The sequence below is a fragment of the Treponema saccharophilum DSM 2985 genome (assembly GCF_000255555.1).
GTDB lineage: Bacteria > Spirochaetota > Spirochaetia > Treponematales > Treponemataceae > Treponema_D > Treponema_D saccharophilum.
In genome coordinates this window covers 67,218-89,476 of the sequence record NZ_AGRW01000044.1, presented here as the reverse complement: position 1 = coordinate 89,476, position 22,259 = coordinate 67,218, and the positions used below count along the sequence as shown (strand labels likewise).

The following is a 22,259-nucleotide window of genomic DNA, read 5'->3' as shown; positions in this document are numbered from 1 at the left end:
TCCCCGCTTTACAGGATTATGATAAGCAGGGCCACAAGGAATCCCCACAGACAGATTCCTTCGGCAAGACCAACGAACGGAAGCGCCTTTCCGGAAAGCTCCGCGTTCTCGCTCATCGCGCCCATTGCCGCCGCACCGATTTTTCCGACCGCGAGTCCGCCTGCGATACAAGCAAGGCCGACCGCAAGCCCCGCCGCGATATACTTTACCGCACCGCTGTCAGAAGGAGCAGCCTCGGGAGCGTTCTTCGTCTGAACGACCGTCTCGACTGCCTGCGCCTCATTCTCCACAGCCTCACCGTTTGACGCGGCGAATGCTCCTGCGACTGCAAAACAGATGAGCGCAGCTACGACTGAAAGGACCTTTTTATTCATTTTGTCACCTCACAAAATTTTTTGACGCCCCGTACCCGGAACATCATTTATACTCAAACGCGAATGCCTTGAATTCGCGTCCAGTTTCGTTGAAGAATTTCGAGAAGAACTCGTAATACTGAAGACGTATGACCTGAATCGCGACAATCATACCTTCAAGAACGATTACAATCGCGTTGCCAATCACGGAAATCGCGATTCCTGCCGGCGGAGGCGCAAGCGCCACCATCGACGATATTATGTAGCCGAGAACGGCGTGCGCAAGAGCGAATGCGCCGACGCGGACAAAGCTTATCGAATTCGACAGGTATGTCGAGACGACCTCAATCAGCTCGACGACGCCGCCAATCAGCAACGCGCCGAACCCGTTCTCGATTACGGGGCGCTCGCCGTCTACAAGACGCTCGAACGGCTCGCCGAACGCCGAAAGGAACAGCGTCGTTCCGATTATAATCCAATCGGCCGCGCACGGAGAATGCTTGAGCGCCGCAATCCGAATGGCGAACACGACGACATACCAGAAGAACAACGCGCCGGAAAGCCCCGTCTTCCCGAAAAACGCGCGCCCGAACTGTTTCTGCGAAAGCTTGTTGAAGAAATTTATTATCAGCCCTATCGAATTTATGACGAACCCGAGACCGATGGTTATTCCGAAAATCATGAAAATCGGAACAATCGGATTCTCCGCCTCCCAGAATTCAAGGCTGAAAAGCGGCTCCTCAAGCGCCTTCGGGTCGGTAACGCCGAACGCGCCTTTTATCGCCGCGGAAACGGGACGGAGAATTTCCGTATTCGCGAAGAATTCGCCCTCAAGGAATCCCATTATCGAGCTTGATATTCCGATGCACATGAAAATCGGGGCAAACCGTCCCCAGCCGCCGAATTTCAAGATTTTCTTTGCAAGCAGGATTCCGACGAGTATGAAAACAAGCCCCTGCCCGAAATCGCCGAACATTATGCCGAAAAGAACCGTGAAGAACACGGCCACGAACGGCGTCGGGTCGATTGTCCCGTACAGCGGCGAGCCGTAGCTGAAAATCATCCGCTCGAACGCGCTGACTATCTTTCCGTGGCGGAGCTTCACCGGAACTTTCTCGCTTCCGTTTATGACGGACGGAACCTCGCTCGGGTTGTACACGCGGATGGCAATTCTTCCGTCCGTAAGCGTGTCGAGCTCCTTCATCATGTCATGGCAGTCGCGCTCGGGAATCCATCCCGTCATGCGGTAGACGAGGTTCGTCGACTCGAGCGCATTCTGCTTCTCGATTATCTGCGAGCCGATGGTGAACGAGACGAGAAGCGATTTGAGCATGTCAAAATGCGTTTTCGCGAAATTCCGCTTCTCTTCCTCAACCAAATCGAACGCTTTCTGCGTATCGGAAAGCCTTGCCTCGAGGCCCTGGAGAACGTCATCCGGAATTCCCTTGAAATCTTTGGGGATTTCCATTCCGATGAAGCCGAATTTCTTCAGCTCGGAATCAATCGAAAAGCGCGCCTTCTTCGAGGACGCGACGAGCACCTTCGACTTGTCGGAAGAAGCCGAATCGGAAAGCGGGACGACAACGGCGCGCTCTCCCAAAGAGAATTTCATCTCGTCGAGCGATACGGAATCGACGCGCCCAATCCGTATCGTGAGGAACGAAAGATGGTCGAGCTCCTCGAACGGAACTTTCAGGTTCGCGAACGAATGCGCCTCATCGACGGCATCCTTCACGCGCTTCAAATCCTCGGAAAGGGAAATCTCCTTCATGCGCAGCGCATCTACTTCGTCAAGGATTTTCTGCGCGCGCTCCCTGTCGCCGGCATCAGGCCGCGACGAGGCGCCCAAGCATTTCTCGCTGACGGGAACATCGACGCAGAGAAAAGACCGCGCCTGCTGAAGTTTCTGCAGCACCTCGCCATCGGCGTTATCCTTTTTCGATTCCGATTTCTGCGAAGCCTCGGAGCGCTTCGACTGGAACTGGAAATTTCCTTTTTTTCCTAAAAATTCAATGACCGAACCGACATCCTGCTTCAAGACCATAAGTTCGACCAAACGCATGGGAGTTGTCCTTGCCATATTCTCTCCTTTATTAGAATCCCGCCCTGTTCGCTACTTCGACTTTTTCCCGCCAGCCATCCCCGCGACATCGAGCATCTGCTCCTCCTCAATGTTGAGGCGCAATCCCTCCGCCACGGTTCTGATGTTGTCAAGCTCGTTCTGCTTTATCTTGAACCACGCGACCATGCTGAGGACGCTCATCGGCTCCTTGTGGAACGAGCGCATCGCCATCGCGCCAAGCTCCCGCCTAAACGATTTCTCGACCCATGTAGGATCGATTTCCCAGACGGTTCCGTCCTCGTGCGGATTGAGATGCCGGCGGTATTTCCAGTCCTTCCAATCGTCGAACGAACCGACGTCCTTGTCGATTATCGAAAGCGCCTCGCCCGCAAGCACGTCGCCGCGACGCGCCGAATCGTCGGCAAAAGCGAGTTTTTCCCTGATTTCTTCGGGAGCCATTTTGTAATAAACCTTCAGGCGGAGAACCCACAGTATGTTCCTCGCCGAAATATCCGCCCGTATGAGCTTCGCGACGCCGCTTTCGCTTTCGGGGATTTTCTCGACGGTCGACCACAAAGAGCGGATATACTGCCCGTCAAGCCTCGAATCGGCGCTCTGCTGCTCGGAAATTTTCGGCGCCTCGGAATACCAGGACACGGGGGAATTCTCCGTTATGGCTTTCAGGTTCGGCCACGCATCGTAATTGAGCATCGAGAACGAGCCTATATCCGTTATGTGTGGACGCACGCTCTCGCCGAAACACAAAGCCGCGCCGATTTCCTTCAGGTTGTCGTAATCATAAAACCTGAGCAGCGCGACGAGTATTTCCGCAGGATGCGAATAATTTTCTATAAGAGAGACGAACTGGCTTATGAACTGCTCCTCCGCCTTTTCCTCTATGATTTTCGAAAGCATCATTTCAGGAACGGAGGGAACCTCGCCAGAAAAAAGAAGCGAATGCAAATCCCGAAGAGACTTTACAGAAAAAAGCCTGGAAGCATTCTGCCCGACAAATGACCTCGCAAGTATACCGCCTGCCTTGGCGTAAACATAAGCGGAAGCAGCAGAATTATCCATAAAATAACCTCGATACATTCAACGATAATTGCTTCGGAATCATCCCCGCGCACCTGCGCAAAAGATTTCTGCTACTTTGCTTCGCAGATTTACTGCATCACAGCCGAAACGCCACGAATCAGCTCCGCAGTCCTAACATCCGACATTCCTTGCCGTACGTTTCCGGTCAATCCATCCGTAGCGCACGGAACGGCGCGGATGTGCAAGACCGGCTTCAATTTTCGCCCATTTTGCGAAATTAAGCAAACAAAATTTCTTCAAGATAAGAATTGAACGCCGCAACATCCTTCGCCGAAGCCTCGATTCTATCCTTGAATTCCTTTACGGAGCGCTCGGAATCGGCCGAGATTTTCTCGCGCTCGAACTCGAAGACGCGCTCGTTATCGGAGATAATCTTGTCGAACCCTGCCTTGAATTCGGCATCGGCTTTCGCGCGCGCAGCGGAAATCCGCTTGTCCGCCTCCGTCTGAGCCTCCGTCGTAAGAGCTACCGCCGCCTGCTCGACTTCCAGAAGGTGACTTATGACCTCGACTTCATTTCCTGCCATTCTCAACTCCTTTTAAAATAGAAGAAGACGGCTCAACGCCGTCTCAAAATCACTCGGAAACCGATTCCTCGGATTTGCAGATAAGCTCATGGACAGCCCCTGCAGACTCGCATTTCCTAATTCTGTCAACAAAACCCGGAATTTGCAGAACGGTCGCAATCTGCTTGAGAACCTGAATATGGTGCTCCGTCTCCCCGCTCGCCCCGATTATCATGAACACGACATGAACAGGTGCTTTGTCAAGCGCATCATAGTCGATTCCGTCGCGGCTTATTCCGATTGCGCCGACAGTCTCCTTGACGCTGGAAATCAGCGCGTGAGGAACAGCAATGCTGTGCATTATGCCTGTCGACATTTTTGCCTCACGCTCGCGCAGGTTCTCGAGAGCTTCATTCCTGTCCAATCCGGGAACATGAGAATGAATGGCCTCGACAAGTTCCTCAAAGAGTTCATCTTTTTCCGTACTTTGAAGATTCACGACAACTGTTTCTTTCGGAAAAATCTGTCCAAGCACCATAAAATGACCTCCTTAATTCTCCGCGACCACTATTCGGCAACCACCGGGGCTTCCTCGGCTTTCGGCTCCACAGAATCAGCGGCTGCCGTCTCCTCTTCAGAAACGGGCTGCGCAGGCTCCTGCTCGACGGACGCGTTGTCATTCTTCCACCAATCAGATGAAGACGCGTCCGAAGACTTGTCGGAAAGAACGCCCGCCTCAGCAGCGACGCCGGCAAGGTCGTCGTTCGATGAAGTTTTTCTGTTCAAGAAAGCGAGGGAGAATGTCGTGATGAAGAAAAGTACGACGAATACCACAGTTGTTTTCGTCAAAACAGAAGCAGAATGAGATCCGAATGCGGCTGAATTTCCTCCGCCGAGCATCCCGCCCATTCCGCTGTTGTCCTTGTCCTGAACGAGGACGAGAAGGACGAGAAGGACGCAGATGATAACAAAAGCAACCAAAAGAACTACGCTAATAGCACCCATTTTTTACTCCAAATGTTTTATTCGTAGGCAACAATACTATCCGAAAAAGACGACTGAATCAACAGAAACAGAAAAACGAGAAGCGCGGATACGGCGACCCGCGCGTTCTTCGCCCGTCAGCAGCAAGATGCCCACGAACAAAATGGATGCGTTATTTTACGGAGAAGCGGCAAATAGCTGAGAATTTGTCGGCCTTGAGCGACGCGCCGCCAATAAGACCGCCGTCGATATCGGGCTGCGCGAGAAGAGCCTCCGCGTTTCCGTCGTTCATAGAACCGCCGTAGAGAATCTTCGTGTTCTCGGCAGTCTCGTTTCCGAACATCTCGGCAAGGACGCCGCGGACGAATTTATGCACAGCATTCGCCTCTTCCGGGGTCGCGGTCTTTCCCGTTCCGATTGCCCAGACCGGCTCGTACGCGATGACTACGTTCTTCATCTGCTCGGGTGTCAGCCCCTTGAGACAGCCGCGAACCTGCTTTCCGCACACTTCCTCTGTAGCTCCGGCGATTCTCTGGGAATACTGCTCGCCGATGCAGAGAACAACCTCGAGGCCGCCGTTGAGCACCGCGAGAATCTTCTCGTTGATGAGCTTGTCGCTCTCGTTCTGGGCGTCACGGCGCTCGCTGTGTCCGAGGATAACCGACTGAACGCCGATATCCTTGAGCATCGCGACAGAGACTTCTCCAGTGTGCGCACCATTCTCAGTGCTGGCAGCGTTCTGCGCCCCGAGCCTGATGTTGGAGCCCTTTATCACCGAAGCGACAGCATCGAGATAAACGAACGGCGGCGCAATCATGAAAGAACCGTCAAGCCCCTTGAGCTCAGAAACGAGCGCTTTTGACAAATCGACGGCTCCGGCGCGGTCCATATTCATCTTCCAGTTACCAGCAATGTATTTTGTACGCATACAACCTCCTTTTACACATTAAAACGGTATTCAAAAAGAAAAATCCGCCCGAAAAAAACGCGGGCGCAAAAAATCCCGGCGGGATGCCGCAACGACATTCCGCCGGACAAAAGTCAGGAGACTTTGTTATTTTGTCTCGAGGCAGGCGATTCCCGGAAGGGTCTTGCCTTCGAGGAATTCAAGCGACGCGCCGCCGCCCGTAGAAACGTGGCTCATCTTGCTCGCGAGATTGAACTTGTTGACAGCCGCGACAGAGTCACCGCCGCCGACGACAGTCATAGCGCCACGGCCGGTAGCATCGGCAACGAGCTGCGCGACAGTCGCAGTACCATTCGCGAACGCATCGAATTCGAAGACGCCGACAGGACCGTTCCACACGATTGACTTCGCGGTAGAAAGGACTTCCTTGTAAAGCTCGATTGTCTTCGGGCCGACATCCATCGCCATGAGGTTGTCGGGAATATCAACTCCGTCAACAGCAACGGGAGCAGCGTCCGCAGCGAATTTGTCGGCAGCGACATGGTCAACAGGAAGAACAATCTTCACGCCCTTTGCGGCAGCATCGGAAAGAAGCTTCTTCGCGGTGTCGATGAAATCATCCTCGACGAGAGAGATTCCGACTTTGTGTCCCTGCGCCTTGAGGAACGTATACGCCATTCCGCCGCCGATAACGAGGGCGCTCGCGTTCTTGAGGAGAGATTCGAGGACGGCGATTTTTGAAGAAACCTTCGCGCCGCCGATGATTGCGACCTGCGGCTTGGGCGGGTTCTCCACCATCGGCTGGATATACTTGACTTCCTTCTCCATGAGGAATCCGCCGACTTTCGTTCCGACGAACTTCGCGATTGAAGCGGTAGACGCCTGGTCGCGGTGAGCCGTTCCGAACGCATCGTTCACGAAGATGTCGCCGTAGCTTGCGAGCTCTTTTGCCATAACGTCGCGCTCCGCGGCATCCTTGCTCGTCTCTTCCTTGTGGAAGCGAGTGTTCTCAAGCATCGCGACGCCGCCCTCGGGGAGCGCATCAATCGCGGCCTTCTGCCCGAGCGCATCGGGAAGGAACGTTACGGGAGAGCCGAGCTTCTCCTCGAAATATTTCACGACAGGGGCGAGCCTGTTCTTTCCATTGATGAATTTCTCGGAATCGGCATCGGTCCAGGTCTTTCCAGCCTTCTCAGCCTTTTCCTGCGCTTTCTTCACGTCCTTTTTGGGATCGCCAAGGTGGCTCATCAGCACGAGGCTGCGCGGCTTCTGCTCCAAGATGTACTTGATAGTCGGAAGCGCAGCCATGATGCGTGTGTCGTCCTGCACGACTCCGTCCTTCATCGGAACGTTGAAGTCAACGCGCATGACGATTCTCTTCCCCTTGAGGTCGATGTCTTTCACAGTCTTAATCATTTTTCTTTATCCCTCCATTAGACATGAAAAATCATAAAAATAATGCGTACATGATAAATCATCCACCATTCAAAGTAAAGGAAATAATTTTTCAAGTACGGAATAAATCAAAAGAATGTCAAGATTTTCTAATTATGACGCGGGAGCAGTCACTCGACTTTCGACACGGCATCGGAGAATTCCACCGCGCTGACAGTCCTGTCGCCGCGGAAATTCCGCCCGTCCTCAAGCGACATGTACTCGTTCTCGACGCAGCCGAGCACGGCATCGAAATCCGGGCTGTCGGCAGGAACGTCCCCGACCGGAGATTTCTTCAGCCGCGCAGAATACTTCGTGGCATCCGCCGCATTACGTTTCGCAGCGCGGAGATTCCACAAGAAGCGCGCCGTCACGAATTTCGTCACGACATCGTCCCTTCCGAGCGCATTCTCCGAATCGAGCGGCTTCGAGACGGGAGAGAGCAGCCCCGCGGCGGAAACCTTGTTGAAGAACGCCTTGTCCCCGAGCGACTTCCCGCCCGTGAAATTGTAGAGGAAATCGGATTTGTCTCGCGCAATTTTCAGCATCTGCATGACGCTGATTTCCTGGAGCGTCATCAGGCCGAACGAATCCGAGCCAGATTCCGCGTTCCGCAAATTCCACGCGAGGTCCCTGATTTCCCGGTACGCATCCCCGTAGAGCGGGTCGAGCAAGAGGAACGCCTCGTCGAATTTCGCCGCCGAATCGGAATACGACTTTTCCTTGAACAAGGAAATCGCGCGCTCGAGCGTGAGCAGCGGCTTCTCAGAGACAACGGGCGCGCTGTCCTCGATGTTGTAGCCGCTTTCGAAAGCACCGAGCCGGTACGAGAGAATCACGTTCCGGGTGTCGCCCTTGTACGACGCCGAAGACTCCTCGCACAGCGATTTCGCGCGGGATTTGCTTCCCGAAAGAAGCTCAGCCTCACCTTTGAGCGCAAGAAGGCGGGCGCGCGCGGCCTTCTGCACGGAAGGATTGTCTATCGCAAACGATATGTCCTCCAGAAAATCATCGACGCGCTGCTCGCGGAGAAGCTTCCCGTTCACGTCGGCATCCGGCACGAGGGATTCCGCGTCTATCTCCGAAAAGCGCCTCTCGAACGAAACGACCTCATCGTCATACGAAACCTGCTCGATGTTCACGTCCTGCTGGAGCGTCGTGCACGAAAAAAGGAAGGGAAGCGCGAATGCGGCTGCAAAAAACGACTTTATTCTCAAATCCATAAAAATCACCTCATTTTCCACGCGACGATTTTCCTGTCCATCGTCATCGCGAGCATTTCAAGAGTTTTGTCCCCGTTCACGTCCGCAAAAACAGGGCGGCCGGAACCGGAAATCGGGAAGCCGGGAAGAAGCTCAAGCTCCCCGCTGAAACCGTACATCGCGTTCGAATCCGCATTCACGAAAACGTTGAGTTTTCCCTTTCCGCCGGAATCCCTCACGCTGACGAACGCGTTCTTCGCGGTGCTTCTGGGAATCCGCACCGAAAGGACGTTGCCGCGGAGGTCAATCCTGTAGAGGACGGCGTCCGAAGAAAGGACATAGAAGCACGAGTCGCCCGCAACGGCCTGGCAGTTGAAAACGCCGTCGAGCTGTTTCTGCATGACGACATCGCCCGCGCTGTCCCACACGGAGAAAATCCCCGACTGCGTGACGAAGGCGGCGTACGTTTTCTTCCCCGACGAGACGAGGGCGGGGCTTCCGAACGCGATTCCGTCGACGAAAAGCGGGCTTTCCGCGTTGAGGCATTCGAGCTTCTTCAAGTCGACGAAATACACGCCGCCGACGAACGACTTGTCGTAAACGCAGAGCGTGTTCCCGAGGACGGTCGGGGACGATTTTATGGAAATCTCCGGCATGTCAATCCGCGCGGTCGAGCCGTCCGGGGAAACGACGACGAGGGAGCCGCTTTCGAGCGGGACGACGAGGCTTCCGTCGGCGGGAACGATTCCGGGAACGACCTTGTCGGAAATTACGACGGGGAAATTCGGCAGGAGATTCATCGATTTGTCGCACAGATACACGAACCCGTCCGCGTTCACCGCCCAGACAGCGCCGCCCTTCACGCCGTCAGCAACGGCAACCTCGCATTTCCCGACCTTCTCCGCGCGGCGCTGCTCAAGGCTCGAAAGGTCGAGCATCCCCACGCCGCCGCGCTCCGTCCAGAACACGGCGGAAGGATTCTTCGCGTCGTCGGCTATGAAGCTTGCCACAGACGCGCTTTTGTCCACGGAGACGGGGAAGCCGGGAACGGAACGAAGGTCGCCGGGCTTCCGCGCGTTCGCGTGAAGGACGAGCTTGATTCCGCCGTCAACGATTTTCGCGTCGAACCGCCCCATCGTGTACAGCTCAAGCACCTGCGAGAGCGACTCGTTCGAGCGGAGGAAGAACGGGACGGAGCGCTCGAGGTCGTAGAAAAGGGAGACCGTCGCCTCGTTCCTGATTCCGTCGGAAACAGTTCCCCACCCTTCCGACTTCATAAGCGGCTTTCCCGACGCTGAATTCGAGAAAATCGCGGAAAGGCACTCGGGGCTTTCGGAAAAATAGATGAATCCGTCGAGGACCATAAAATACGGCTCGGGAATCGACACGCCGAAGAGAGAGAGCAGCCCGCCCAAAAACGCGGGAAGCTTGATTTTCGGAAGCCGGACGCCGCCAAGGATGAGCGAATTGTCGTCCTTTACGAAGACAGACGAGACGAGCTTGTCGAAAACCTGCTGCCGTTTCTTCTCGTCGACAACCTGGAGGGCGAAAACCGGGTCGTTCTGGTTCTCTATGCCGAATGCGGCAAGCTCCTTCCCCGTCCACGAGAAAAGCATCTCGTCTATGTCCATGGAAAACGCAAGCTTGCAGGCGGCGTTCGCCTTCGACCAGAGCGAACCGGCATCCTTCACGGGAAGAATCGGGAAGAGCGCGGCCTGCAGCTCGCTGAGCGTGCCCGCGTTCACGACGGTATAATATTGGACGATGTCCGTCATCTTCGACACGACTGCTGGAACGGAAGATTTTTTCGTGACGAGCGAGTCGAGCGACGTCGGATTGTCGGCAGACGGCGACACGGGGATGCTCACATCAACGACGATGTCGGAATCAGACACCCGCAAGCTGACCTCGGAAAGAGAATCGTACGGAAGAAGCGACACCATCGAACCGAGGATGTCGCCCTCGTTGGTGAAGGAACCCGCAAGCTTCTGCGCGTTCGCGACGATGCGGAGCGAGCCAGACGGGCTTTCCATCATCCTGCGCTGCTCATCGGAATACGAAATCCCGTTCTCGGCGAGCACAGAAAGCGAGAGCACGTCGAGCGAATCGGACGCCACGACGAAATTCTTCACGGGCGCGAAGAAAACCGTCATATCGCCCGACGAAAACTTGAAATGCTGAAGAACGCCGTCCTTCTCGAACGAAAGCGAGACGCCGTTTTCGGAAAGCGCCTGAGACAGACTCGGATACGCGAACGGGAACACGGCAGGAAGCGCGCGGGAAAAAGCCGAGAGGAACCCGAGGTCGATTGCCGCAAGGAAATTCTTCGCGCCGTCGCCGTTTTCGTAGAGCGCAAGCTTCACGGGACGAGAGGCGACAGCCTTCACCACCGGGTTGCGCCTGAGCGATGACGAGCGCAGCATCATAAACGCAGGCCGAACAGAGCGAAGTTCCGGCGTCGCGAGGAAAACGTCCGCCGCCTGCAAATCGAGCATCGGCTCCACGGTTCCGTATGCAGAATCAGTCCCGACAAAAACGCTGAAGTTTTTCGGAAAAATCGATATCGTCTTACGCTTGTCGAACGCGCAGAAGGACAGCGCGACGACCACCATAAGCACGACCGCGACGAGAAAAACCGCGATGCCGATAAGTATCCTGCCCGGAAGCGGCTTTCTGCGCCCCGAAGAAGAAGCCGCACGCCCTTTTTCAGGAGACGGCTCCGCAGGCGACGGGGAAGCCTCATCTGCGCGGGGCAGCCCCGAAACTACATTCTCTTGTTCAATATCTTCGTTGTCATTCATAAAAAATGATTTTACAACATCGCGCCGATTTTTGAAGGGATAGCCAAAAACTTCTTTGACAAAATCACCGCGTTTTTTTTCGGAAAACCACTTCCCCCTCATTATCTTTTTATGCTATACTCCATTCATTCATCGGGCTATAGCGCAGCTGGTTAGCGTACAAGTCTGGGGGACTTGGGGTCACCGATTCGAATTCGGTTAGCCCGACTTTAGCGGAATCCAAACGGATTCCGTTTTTTTTTGCCCCGAACGGAACATCCTCCATAAAAAATTCCCCCGCCCGCGTTCGTGCGGACAGGGGAATCATCATTAGACCTGCTCGAAAAATTCAGTTTCCGAGCAGGTCTATTTTTTCACGCGGAGCTGAGCACCGGGAAGATGCTCAGCGCAGGTTATTCAACTGTTATAGAAGCGATTTTCGCGCTTGAACCGCTTGTTCCTTTTATTGCGTAAGTTCCGGCAGAAAGCGTGTATTTGTAGCTTGGCGCAGTTGATTCATTTGTTATGGCAGTTTCAGAAACTGTACCGTCTTCGTTGACAGCGTAAAGCGCGGCGGCACCTTTGGAATTTGAATCTGTGAACGAAATCTTCTTTTCAGAATCAATCTTGAAGTAGACTGCTCCAGCATTCTTTTTCAAGTTTGCACCGTTAGAATCGATTGTACAAGTAACAGTGATTCCCAAAGCCGTCTGCGAAGTTCCTGCGCTCAGCTTAGAGAAGTTCTTATCACCAGTCTTGAAACTGTACGTTCCTGCTGCAAGAGCAACAAGCCCGCTCAAATCTTCGGCTGGGGCGGCAGTAACGGTAACCGTACACGTTTTTTCAATCGTGCCGGCCTTTGCGGTAATCGTCACGGTGCCTTCGGCTACCGCAGTGATTTTTCCATTTTTGTCCACGGTCGCGATTGCCTTATCGCCTGAAGACCATGTAACAGAATCTGTCGCGTCGGCCGGTTCCAAAGTCGCCGTGATTGTCTCTATCTTTCCGGCAGTCAGTTCGACTGCTGTCTTGCTCAGGGTCAAATCGGTAGCATGAATCGCTTCCACAGTCACTGTGCAGGTAGCGGTAAAGCTTCCGTCTTTCGTTGTCACGGTGATTGTCGCTTCTCCTTCATCAACAGCCGTAATTTTTCCGTCGGAAACTTTTGCGACGCCCGTGTTGTCGGAAGACCATGTAACATCCTGTGTCGTGGCGTTTGCAGGCTCGATTGTCGCGGTGATTGTCTCGCTACTTCCGGCTTTCAGAGCCAACGCCGTCTTGCTCAGAGAAACACCGGTCACGGCGACGTTTTCCCCTGTGGTCGTGCCGCCGGATTCGCCGGCCTCCGAGCTTCCGCCGGAAGAACTGTCATAGACCCATTTTGTTCCGTAGACTTTTGTGAGAGTTGTCTTGTAGTTCGTAACAGCAGATTTCAGGTCGTCGATTACCGTATAATTCGTATCTTCGACAGAATCATTGAATGTGTACGTGAAATCTCCGCCCTCGACGCGGCCGGCATATTTTTTGACATTCTCCATAGCAGCAGCAGGTTCATCAGCAGAATAAGCATAGAATCCGCTTGCAGTGTCGAAATTCGAGTAGTAGTTGCTTCCCTGATAAGAAACGACCGTGTTCGGAACGGTGTCGCTTCGGTTTGAAACCACATACGCATCGTAATCAGCAGACGTATCAATTCCCTGCTCAGACGCGGTGACTTCAGCACCTTTTGCAACATACGACGTTGCGCCATACGGAATGAACGTATATTTTCCTTCCATGTAGTTGTTGTATGCTTTTATTACACCGCCGTCCTCTTTGGAAAAAGTTCCCAAATTTGCAGGGTCTCGCTTAGTATCTCCCGCATAGACATCCGTTCCCTGCATAGAAGTCATCATCGGATTCTTGCAGTTCCTGAAATAGTTGCTTTCCATAAAGACGGAACTTCCGAGTGTTGAGCCGGCACCATACTTTGCGTTTCCGTCATAGTAGTTATTATAAACATGCGCATTATAGTAGCGAGTGCGGGGATGACGGCTGTCAGAATGGTCATACCAGTTGTGATGATAGGTAATGTAGTATGCACCGCTCTCATAGCTCTTTGTTCCCTCGCTCAAACCAAGCAAGTTGCACTTCCCGTTGTCCCAGAAATGATTGTAAGCGAATGTGACATAGTTTGATTTTTTGCAGTCAAGCGCGCCGTCGCCCTTCACCTGGTCTTTGTCGCTTCCTGCATTTCCGTAGAAGTAATCGCAGTTGTGAACCCAGATGTAGTTATTATCCTGCTGCAATCCGATGTTATCGCCTTCGTCAGAAGAGCAGTTCAAAAAGCCGATGTTCCTTGCCTCACAGTAATTTGCATTTTTGAATCGCAATCCCCATTCATTTGCCACGGCATCGTCACCGACACCTTCCATTGTGATTCCAACAGTCTTGTTGCCGTTCTCAATCACGAGGTCGCCTTTTGTGTCTTTCGTGCTTGTCAAAGTGCTCCAGCCGGAAACAGTTCCGACGACGCGGATTGCAAGAGGACGAGTTTCATATCCCTTTTTGTAGCCGAGAAGAATTTCAATGATGCCGGTCTTCGTTTCCGTCTTATTTTTGTTTCCGACAATGACATCCAGCGAAACAGAATCTTTGTTTTCATCGGTAAGATAAATTACCACGGCATTCTCTTTGAGCGTTCCGTCAGCCTTGTACGCACCCGGAGTCGTCGTTCCCGTGAACGCGAATCCGCTCCTGTCATGGCTCGCCACGCTGATTGAAGCTTCTGAATACTCGCTTGATTCCGTTCCGTCGTTCACTGCGTGGATTTTTACGTCGTAATCGCCGGCTGCAAGGCCGAGGACATCGGCGCGGACATACGAGCCGTAATTTCTGATGAGAGGTGCATCGAGCCGAGTGTATTCCGTCGCGTCTGAAGATTTGTAGTAGACATTGTAGCTTTCGGCGGTGTCAGTCCATGTGACATACCCGCTTTCGAGCCATCCCTGCGCCTTTATGATTGAGACGCCTGCGTTTGATTTTACAGAGCCGCCTGTCGTGCCTGAAATGCTGCCACCAGCTCCCGCACCGCCTCCAAGGCCATCAACCGTGGAAGGCTGCACGAGGGCAGGATTGTCGGCAGGATAATCGCCATCATCATCCGAACTTGACGAGCACCCCTGGGCAATGACCATCACGGCGACCGCGGCGACGGCTAGTCCCCTCCTCATAAGCACTTTTTTCATGTTTCCTCCTTACTTTTGAAAACGCTTTTTGAATAATCCGAATCATATCAAATGTCGTAATAACACAAACATTTCAATTTTTGGACAATACAGGCTTTTTCTTACAAAACGCTCAGAATTCCTGCATCAGCAGGCCTGTTCCGAGACAGAGTTTTCCGAACAGGTTTATTGCCTTTTTGCCATGCCGAAGCGTGGATTCCGCCGACGCAGAACTAAAAAAAATCGGGAATCGGCTGTATAATCCAATCTCAAATGAAGAAGATTCTTTTCCTTGTTTTTGCGGCAGCATACATCTCATCCGCGCTTTTCGCGCAACCCCGGACGGAAAAAGAACCGCCGGAACATCGCGCGGGACAGGAACGCCCACAAAGGCGCCCCGACACGCCGCAAAAAGGCGAGCGGGAAAGGGAGCGGAATTTCCCGCAATCCGGGCAACAGGAACAGGAAAGCGGGGAATTCCTCGTCGTGTACGTGCAGGCGAACGACGAATCCGTAAAGATACTGTTCAACAAGAAAATATCGCCGAAATCCGTCCGCGCGGATGAAATAACGGTAAACGGGCATCCTCTGCAGAACGCGGCGCTGATAAAATTCAGCAGGACGGGAAAAATCATCGAATGCAAAGTAGCCCTTCCGAAAGGCATCGACTCAACACTCTCGCTCAGCTCCGTTGAATCAATCGGCGGAACGAGAATCGCAAATCCGGTCATAAAAGGAATAAAACCAGGATACAAAATCGAATTCGACGAAAAAGGAACAGGAAACACGAAATGAAATCGCTTGCACAGAAAATCGCGCTGCAGTTTTTTGCCGTCATCGCGCTCATCGTCGCGATAATCTCCGCTGTCGTGACGCTGCTTCTCGTCCACGGAATCAGAGAGGGAAAAAAGAACGAGCTCATGCTCGCGCTCACCAAAATCGAGGAATCGCTGGCAGCCGGAAATTCCATCCACGAGGCGGAAATCGAGCTTCCGTACTACATAACGTACACGATATACAATCCCGAAAAAGACTTAATCATCGCCACGAACGACCTTCTCCTCCCCATTCTTCCGCAGACGGGAGGACGGACGCGCACTTACAAGGAAAAGGGATATTACACGGACGGAGACCTTTTCGTATGGTACAAGACGAAAAGCATACATGCGCGCGGCGATGAGCTGATACTGCAGGTCGCGAATTCGGGCGACGACGCGACGGATGATTTCCTGTCGTTCGCGCCGAAAGTCGCGGCTCTCATCTGCCTGCCGCTTCTCATAATATCGTACCTGTCCGCGCTCCTCATCGCGAAGCGGACGCTCCGCCCGATTGTCGGAATGACTAAGGCGGCTAAATCGATCGGAACGTCAAATCTCGGCACGCTCCTGCACGTCACGGGAAAGCACGACGAGCTCGATTCGCTCGCCATCACGTTCAACGAGCTTTTCTTGCGCATAAAACGGGATTTCGTCGCGCTCAACGAGGCGAACACCGCAAAATCGCGCTTTCTGTCGAACATGAGCCACGAGATTCGGACGCCGATTACCGCCGTCCTCGGGCTCGACGAGATGATTCTGCGCGAGAGCACGGAAAGCGCGATACGAAGCTACGCGCGCGACATAAAAAGCTCGGGGAAATCGCTCCTTTCCATAATCAACGACATCCTCGACTTCTCAAAGATTGAGGCGGGCAAAATGGAGATAATCCGCGCGGATTACGACGTCGCGACCATGCTGGGCGACATCATCAACATGGTCTCCTACCGCGCGGAGGACAAGGGGCTGGAATTCATCGTCTCCGCAAGCGAAAAAATCCCCCGCGTGCTGAACGGAGACGACGCCCGCATAAAGCAGTGCGTCCTGAACATCCTCACGAACGCGATAAAGTACACGGAAAAAGGCTCCGTGACGATGAGCATCACGGCGGAAGACGCGGGAAGCGGGGACATTTTCCTCTGCGTCGAGGTACGCGACACGGGCATCGGCATAAAGGCGGAGGAGATGGAGCGGCTTTTCTCCCCGTTCGAGCGTCTCGACGAAAGCCGGAACCGCTCCATCGAGGGGACGGGGCTGGGAATGAGCATCGTGCGGAGCCTCCTTGACGCTATGGGCTCGAAGCTGGAGGTGGAAAGCGAATACGGGAAAGGCTCCGACTTCTCGTTCAAGGTCAGGCAGGGCGTAAGGAGCAGCGAGCCGCTCGGGGATTTCGGGAAGCTGCGGGAGGAGGCGGAGCGCGCGGACAACAGACGCGAGGAACATTTCCAGGCGCCCATGGCGAGCGCGCTCATCGTGGACGACACACCGATGAACCTCACCGTGATAAAGGGGCTCCTCAAGGACACGCTCATCAAAATCGACACGGCGGAAAACGGGTTCGACGCGCTTGAGATGACACGGAAAAAGAAATACGACGTCATCCTCGTCGACCACAGGATGCCGAAAATGGACGGAATCGAATTCCTCCATGCGATGAAATCGGACGACGCGGGGATGAACGGGAAAACCGCGTGCATCGCCCTTACCGCAAACGCCCTTCACGGCGCGGAGCAGATGTACGTAAACGAGGGATTCGACGCGTTCCTCCAAAAGCCCGTCGATCCCGCGTCGCTTGAGCGGACCATAAGGCGCGTCCTTCCGGAAAACCTCGTCATCGAGCCGGGAACAGACGGATTTTCTGCACGGACATGCGGAAAGCAGCGGAGAACGGCGGAGCTGTGGACGGAATCGTTCGGGATTGACGCGGAGGCGGGGCTTTCGAACTGCGGCTCCGCAGACATTCTTCTCCAGGCGGTCAGGGAATTCGCCGGCACAATCGATTCGAGGGCGGCAAAAATCGAGGAATCCGCGCGGGAAAAAGACTGGGACAACTACACAATCATCGTCCACTCGCTCAAAAGCTGCTCGCGTCTTTTGGGCGCAACGGAGCTTTCCGAAATGGCGGCGGAGGCGGAAAAGCTCGGCGACAGGGCGAAGAAAGGCGACGAGCGCGCGGCAGAAGAAGCCGCCGAAAAGACGCCCGGCATCCTGAAATTCTACAGAAGCTATTCGGAAAAGCTTGCGCCCCTCTGCGCGAAGAAAAAAGACGGCGACAAGAAGCTTCCCGTCCTTTCCGACGACGAAATTTCCGACGCGCTGAGCGCGCTCCGCGAAGTCGTGTCCGCGTTCGACTTCGACATGGCGGACATGATTGTCGCGGAAATCGAGCAGTGCGCGCTGCCGGAGTCTTTTGAATGCCTGTTCGCCAAAATCAAGGCGGCAGTCCACGATGCAGACCAGAAGAAGGCGCTCGAGCTCATCGAAAGCCGATGACGCGGTTCCGCAAAAAAAATGCCCCGCACGAAAACGCGCGGGGCTTCTGCCTTTTCAGGCTGATGTCTTCTCAGACAAGGACTTAGCAGTTCTCAGAGAAGTATTTGATTGTGCGGACCATCTGAGAGGTGTAGCTGTTCTCGTTGTCGTACCAAGAAACAACCTCAACCTGATATGTGTCGTCGTCAATCTTAGAAACCATCGTCTGAGTAGCGTCGAAGAGTGAGCCGAAGCGCATACCGATGATGTCAGAAGAAACAATCTGATCCTCGTTGTATCCGAAAGACTCTGTAGCAGCAGCCTTCATCGCAGCGTTGATTCCTTCCTTCGTGATGTCCTTGCCCTTAACAACAGCGAAAAGCATCGTCGTTGAGCCGGTCGGTGTCGGAACGCGCTGAGCAGAACCGATGAGCTTGCCGTTGAGCTCCGGGATAACGAGGCCGATAGCCTTCGCAGCACCCGTTGAGTTCGGAACGATGTTCGCAGCGCCAGCGCGAGCGCGGCGGAGGTCGCCCTTGCGGTGCGGGCCGTCGAGAATCATCTGGTCGCCAGTGTAAGCGTGGATTGTAGACATGATTCCTGACTGGATGGGAGCGTAGTCGTTGAGAGCCTTCGCCATCGGAGCCAAGCAGTTCGTCGTGCAAGAAGCCGCAGAGATGATGTTGTCATTCTTTGTGAGGGTCTTGTGGTTGACGTTGTAGACGATTGTCGGGAGGTCGTTTCCAGCAGGAGCTGAAATTACGACCTTGCGAGCGCCCGCATCGATGTGCTGCTGAGCGAGCTCTTTCTTGCAGTAGAAGCCGGTGCACTCGAGGACGACATCAACATTGAGTTCCTTCCACGGGCAGTTCTTAGCCTCTTTCTCAGCGTAGATTTTGAGAACTTTTCCGTCCACAGTGATTGTTCCAGCCTCGTCATCAGCAGAAACAGTGTGGAGGTTCTCACCGACCTTTCCGCAGTATCCGCCCTGAGCGGTGTCATACTTGAGAAGGTGAGCGAGCATAGAGGGCTTCGTCAAATCATTGATGGCGACGACCTCGTATCCATCAGCACCAAACATCTGGCGGAACGCCAAGCGACCGATACGGCCAAATCCATTGATAGCAACTTTAACTGCCATTTGAACTACTCCTTATATTTTAAAAAATCGTTATCACTAAAATAATGAATTTAGGATTATTCGTCTATAAAAAAAGAACGCCATCATCCAAGAATCGAACGGAATGCGCCCGTTAGTCGTCGAACGAAATCGTCCGCGAATCTTTGCGACGCCGGTCAAGGGCGCCTCCCGTCTTCGGCGCGCCGCGCCTCCCGCGCTGATACTGTTTGCAGCGCTCCTTCTTCCGTTTTCTCTCCTCGCGCTTCTTCAAGAACCGCGCCGTAGTGAACACGCTCCCGCCGTTTTTCCGGAAAATGTCCGATGCGGAGACCCCCTCGCGCGAGCAGTACGCGCGCAGAAGGCGCATCGTCATGACGGCATCGTCGGAGCTTTTGTGGGCGACGAGGTCGGAGTTGTCGACGCCGAGAATCGCGCACCGCTTCTCGAGGCTCCCGAAAATCTCGTCGTCCGATTTCACGACGCGCTCCAAATCGAGCGCGGAAATCGCGGGCACGGGAAGCGAATACCGCTCGCACGCGGAGACGACGAACCCTATATCGTTGAGCGCGCCGAACGCGAACACTTTCGCGCCACGCTTCGAAAGCAGGTCAACGATTCTCTCGTGGAAAGCGGTAAAATTCGGCTGGCTTCTGAAATGCTCCTGCGGATACGCGAGCTTTATGTCGTCCTTGTTCTTGAACAGATACCAGTCGAACTCGCATTCCGGATTCATCACGATATCGTCGCTCTCGACGACGTTGAATTCCTCGTCCGTAAGAACGTACCCGAACGAGCACATCTTCCCCACCCCGCCGAAGCAGTTCGCGCACTCGACATCGAAAAAAAGATACCCTGCCATAAATCAAATCTCCAGCGTTTCTATAACGTGCGCATAATACGCCTTGAGCGCGCTTATCTCCTCCGAGACGGACGTGTAATCGACGAATCCGGGAATGTGGCGGGCGATGCTCTGCATCCGCTCGTCAGTCTGCGCAATAGTGTCGGCAATGGCGCGGAGCTCGTCATCGACATTCGCGGGGAGATTGTAGTCCTTCTTGTAGTGAAGCTGATGCTCGACGCTCGCCCAGAAATCCATCGCAATCGTCCGTATCTGAATCTCGACGGGAACGACGCGCTGCGTGTCGCTGAAATCGACGGACACGCACACGATTACGTGCAGGCTCCGGTAGCCGCTCTTCTTGGGGAATTTTATGTAATCCTTGACGTCCTCGATTTTTATGTCGCTCTGGTTCTTGAGCATGAGGAGGACATGGTAGACATCGCTAATGAACGGACACGTTATGCGGATTCCCGCTATGTCCTTCAGTTTGGACACCATGTTGTCGAGCGTTATGGCAAGCCCTTTCCGCTGGAGCTTCTCCGCGATGCTCATCGGCTCCTTTATCCTGCTCGAAATGGTCGCAATCGGGCGCCGCTCGTGCTTCGCCTCGAATTCGTCCTGCAGAATCTCGAAGCGAGTCTTGACGACTTTTATCGCGCTCTCGTAAATCATCAGGAGCTGCTGGAATTCCATCGCGACGTTCAGCAAATCACCGGGATTTGCCAGCGCGCCTTTGTTGTCGCTGAACGCTTTCTGCAAAATTTTCTCTGTGTCCATGGTTTGAAATCTAATAGAAAAAATCCGATTCGGCAAAAAAATCTCCGCGAGGCGAAAAATCACCACGAATCGGAAACGGAAACGCCGGCATCCCCGCCATCCAGCAGGATTTCCGGCATTTCGGACGGGGATTCCGCACCTTCATCAGAAAAGCCACCGTCCGCGGCGGGATTTTCATTTTCCGCATTCCCATCATCGGGAACCGGCGGCTGGGCAACTTCTTCCAGGGGAGCCGCATCGCTTTCCTCCTCCAAAGGAATTTCTCCCTCGTCGCCGGCGGGAGCGATTCGAGCATCCGCTTCCGGCAGGCTTGCACTTTCGGCAGAAGCGCCGCCCGCCCCGCTTTCCTCGGCAGGAATCTCCGAAGCGGCATCATTTTCCGCGGGAAGCACGACGGGAGTTTCCGCGCTCTCTTCCGCGACTTTCACGCCTTCCTCGCGGGCAGGCGGAACGACGGCGGCGGCGCTTTTTTTCGCGACGGGAACCTCGACTTCCGCGACATTTTCAGGCGGCACGGAATCCGGAACGGGAACGCCAGACGCCCCTGATTTCTGCGCGGGAATATCGGCAGCGTGCGAGCGGTCGATATGTATGTTCACTTTTATGAGCTTGTTGTCGCTCCTGTCAATCTCAAGCCGCTTGTACGGAACGCCGTTTATGAGGACGAGGATGACCTGCTTCTCGCTTTCCGGCGGATTCGAGTTGTCGAGGGAGCCGATGTCGGAAACCCGGCAGCACCACAATCCGTCGAGCCCCAGCTCAAGGACGGCAGGATTCGCGCGGAGATTGTCCCGCTTGAGCTGCGCCTTCGTGAGATTCGGGAAAAGCTGCGCGAACAATATGCGGAAGAATTTCTCCCCCGTCGGCTTCACGAATTCCGACTTCACCGCAGGAATTCCCTTTCCGTCAAGCGCCGAAATCAGCGCGTCTGCCTTGTCCTCGTGCATGAACGACGCAAGGCAGATATACCAGTTCTCCGATGCCGCAAACGCCGACAGCGCAAGAAACGCCATCAAAAAAAGCGCTTTCCTCATTTTTTCCTTCATGAAATAAATCCTACCACAAAATGCGCTTGCGGGTCTTTTTTCGTTCCAAGTTCGGCTTCATCGGAGCAAGCGTGCGCCGGTGCGCAGAAGCGCACCTTCCGTGCCCGGGCGGGCGGTTGCGGGGATTTTTTTGCTCCAAGTTCGGCTTGGTCGGAGAAAGCGGGCGCCGGCGCGCAGAAGCGCGCCTTCCGTGCCCGGGCGGGCGGTTGCGGGGATTTTTTTTTTGCTCCAAGTTCGGCTTGGTCGGAGAAAGCGCGCCTTCCGTGCCCGGGAGGGCGGTTGCGGGGATTTTTTTCGCTCCAAGTTCGGCTTCATCGGAGCAAGCGGGCGCCGGTGCGCAGAAGCGCGCCTTCCGTGCCCGGGAGGGCGGTTGCGAAGATTTTTTTTCGCTCCAAGTTCGGCTTGGTCGGAGAAAGGGGCGCCGGTGCGCAGAAGCGCGCCTTCCGTGCATGGGAGGGCGGTTGCGGGGATTTTTTTTCGCTCCAAGTTCGGCTTGGTCGGAGCAAGCGTGCGCCGGTGCGCAGAAGCGCGCCTTCCGTGCCCGGGCGGGCGGTTGCGGGGCTGTTTTTCGCTATACGGCATGTACTGAAGGTTTTGTCATTCCGAACTTGATTCGGAATATCTGTTTGCGGATGCATGGATGATGCAACAATCTTT

The 22,259-nt window shown here is 54.3% G+C and carries 17 protein-coding genes and 1 tRNA gene; 3 read left to right on the top strand and 15 right to left on the bottom strand.

The genetic code is table 11. The features are described 5' to 3' along the window. Positions 1-8: 8 nt before the first annotated feature. From TRESADRAFT_RS06495 to TRESADRAFT_RS06450, 10 genes are all read right to left on the bottom strand, one after another. Positions 9-374: an ATP synthase subunit C gene (locus TRESADRAFT_RS06495; protein ID WP_002704005.1), complete on the bottom strand. Its 366-nt coding sequence runs from the start codon at positions 372-374 to the stop codon at positions 9-11. 43 nt (positions 375-417) lie between these two features. After that, positions 418-2,433, bottom strand: a complete 2,016-nt coding sequence (locus tag TRESADRAFT_RS06490; protein WP_002704004.1) for a V-type ATP synthase subunit I — start codon at positions 2,431-2,433, stop codon at positions 418-420. A gap of 33 nt (positions 2,434-2,466) precedes the next feature. Further along, a complete protein-coding gene (locus tag TRESADRAFT_RS06485) occupies positions 2,467-3,492 on the bottom strand; it encodes a V0D/AC39 family V-type ATPase subunit (RefSeq protein WP_002704003.1) in 1,026 nt (341 codons plus the stop codon). Between the two features lie 238 nt (positions 3,493-3,730). After that, the gene (locus tag TRESADRAFT_RS06480; protein ID WP_002704002.1) at positions 3,731-4,039 is read right to left on the bottom strand and encodes a hypothetical protein; all 309 of its coding nucleotides are present in this window, start codon (positions 4,037-4,039) and stop codon (positions 3,731-3,733) included. A 49-nt stretch (positions 4,040-4,088) separates the two neighbouring features. Beyond that, positions 4,089-4,556 carry a PTS sugar transporter subunit IIA gene (locus tag TRESADRAFT_RS06475; protein ID WP_002704001.1) on the bottom strand — a complete coding sequence of 156 codons (468 nt, stop codon included), beginning with the start codon at positions 4,554-4,556 and terminating at the stop codon, positions 4,089-4,091. A gap of 29 nt (positions 4,557-4,585) precedes the next feature. Then, complete coding sequence (gene secG / locus TRESADRAFT_RS06470) at positions 4,586-5,023, bottom strand: preprotein translocase subunit SecG (protein ID WP_002703998.1); 438 nt, start codon at positions 5,021-5,023, stop codon at positions 4,586-4,588. Between the two features lie 151 nt (positions 5,024-5,174). Beyond that, on the bottom strand, positions 5,175-5,930 hold the full coding sequence (gene tpiA / locus TRESADRAFT_RS06465) for a triose-phosphate isomerase (RefSeq protein WP_002703996.1): 756 nt from the start codon (positions 5,928-5,930) through the stop codon (positions 5,175-5,177). A gap of 126 nt (positions 5,931-6,056) precedes the next feature. Beyond that, positions 6,057-7,325 (bottom strand): phosphoglycerate kinase, encoded by a 1,269-nt coding sequence (locus TRESADRAFT_RS06460; RefSeq protein ID WP_002703994.1) that lies wholly within the window; start codon positions 7,323-7,325, stop codon positions 6,057-6,059. Between the two features lie 149 nt (positions 7,326-7,474). Continuing rightward, complete coding sequence (locus TRESADRAFT_RS06455; RefSeq protein ID WP_002703992.1) at positions 7,475-8,566, bottom strand: hypothetical protein; 1,092 nt, start codon at positions 8,564-8,566, stop codon at positions 7,475-7,477. Between the two features lie 5 nt (positions 8,567-8,571). Continuing rightward, complete coding sequence (locus TRESADRAFT_RS06450) at positions 8,572-11,346, bottom strand: hypothetical protein (RefSeq protein WP_141607222.1); 2,775 nt, start codon at positions 11,344-11,346, stop codon at positions 8,572-8,574. Between the two features lie 133 nt (positions 11,347-11,479). Here TRESADRAFT_RS06450 and TRESADRAFT_RS06445 point away from each other — a divergent pair. Further along, positions 11,480-11,553, top strand: a tRNA-Pro gene (locus TRESADRAFT_RS06445). A gap of 185 nt (positions 11,554-11,738) precedes the next feature. On the opposite strand, the gene TRESADRAFT_RS15065 is transcribed toward TRESADRAFT_RS06445, so the two are convergent. Continuing rightward, a complete protein-coding gene (locus TRESADRAFT_RS15065; RefSeq protein ID WP_002703988.1) occupies positions 11,739-14,552 on the bottom strand; it encodes an Ig-like domain-containing protein in 2,814 nt (937 codons plus the stop codon). A 252-nt stretch (positions 14,553-14,804) separates the two neighbouring features. Between TRESADRAFT_RS15065 and TRESADRAFT_RS06430 the strand changes: the two genes are divergently transcribed. Then, the gene (locus tag TRESADRAFT_RS06430; protein ID WP_002703986.1) at positions 14,805-15,326 is read left to right on the top strand and encodes a hypothetical protein; all 522 of its coding nucleotides are present in this window, start codon (positions 14,805-14,807) and stop codon (positions 15,324-15,326) included. Beyond that, positions 15,323-17,839, top strand: a complete 2,517-nt coding sequence (locus TRESADRAFT_RS06425) for an ATP-binding protein (protein ID WP_002703984.1) — start codon at positions 15,323-15,325, stop codon at positions 17,837-17,839. The genes TRESADRAFT_RS06430 and TRESADRAFT_RS06425 overlap by 4 nt, the downstream gene beginning before the upstream one ends. 82 nt (positions 17,840-17,921) lie before the next feature. Here the strand turns inward: TRESADRAFT_RS06425 and gap are convergent, their stop codons facing one another. The 4 genes from gap to TRESADRAFT_RS06405 form a co-directional block, all read right to left on the bottom strand. Further along, entirely contained in the window at positions 17,922-18,959 is a 1,038-nt protein-coding gene (gap, locus tag TRESADRAFT_RS06420; protein ID WP_002703982.1) for a type I glyceraldehyde-3-phosphate dehydrogenase, read from the bottom strand. A 112-nt stretch (positions 18,960-19,071) separates the two neighbouring features. Beyond that, positions 19,072-19,797 carry a 3'-5' exonuclease family protein gene (locus TRESADRAFT_RS06415; RefSeq protein WP_002703981.1) on the bottom strand — a complete coding sequence of 242 codons (726 nt, stop codon included), beginning with the start codon at positions 19,795-19,797 and terminating at the stop codon, positions 19,072-19,074. A 3-nt stretch (positions 19,798-19,800) separates the two neighbouring features. After that, entirely contained in the window at positions 19,801-20,556 is a 756-nt protein-coding gene (locus tag TRESADRAFT_RS06410) for a GTP pyrophosphokinase (RefSeq protein ID WP_002703980.1), read from the bottom strand. Between the two features lie 59 nt (positions 20,557-20,615). After that, positions 20,616-21,590, bottom strand: coding sequence for an SPOR domain-containing protein (locus TRESADRAFT_RS06405; RefSeq protein WP_141607220.1), 975 nt, complete (start codon positions 21,588-21,590; stop codon positions 20,616-20,618). Between the last annotated feature and the right edge of the window lie 669 nt (positions 21,591-22,259).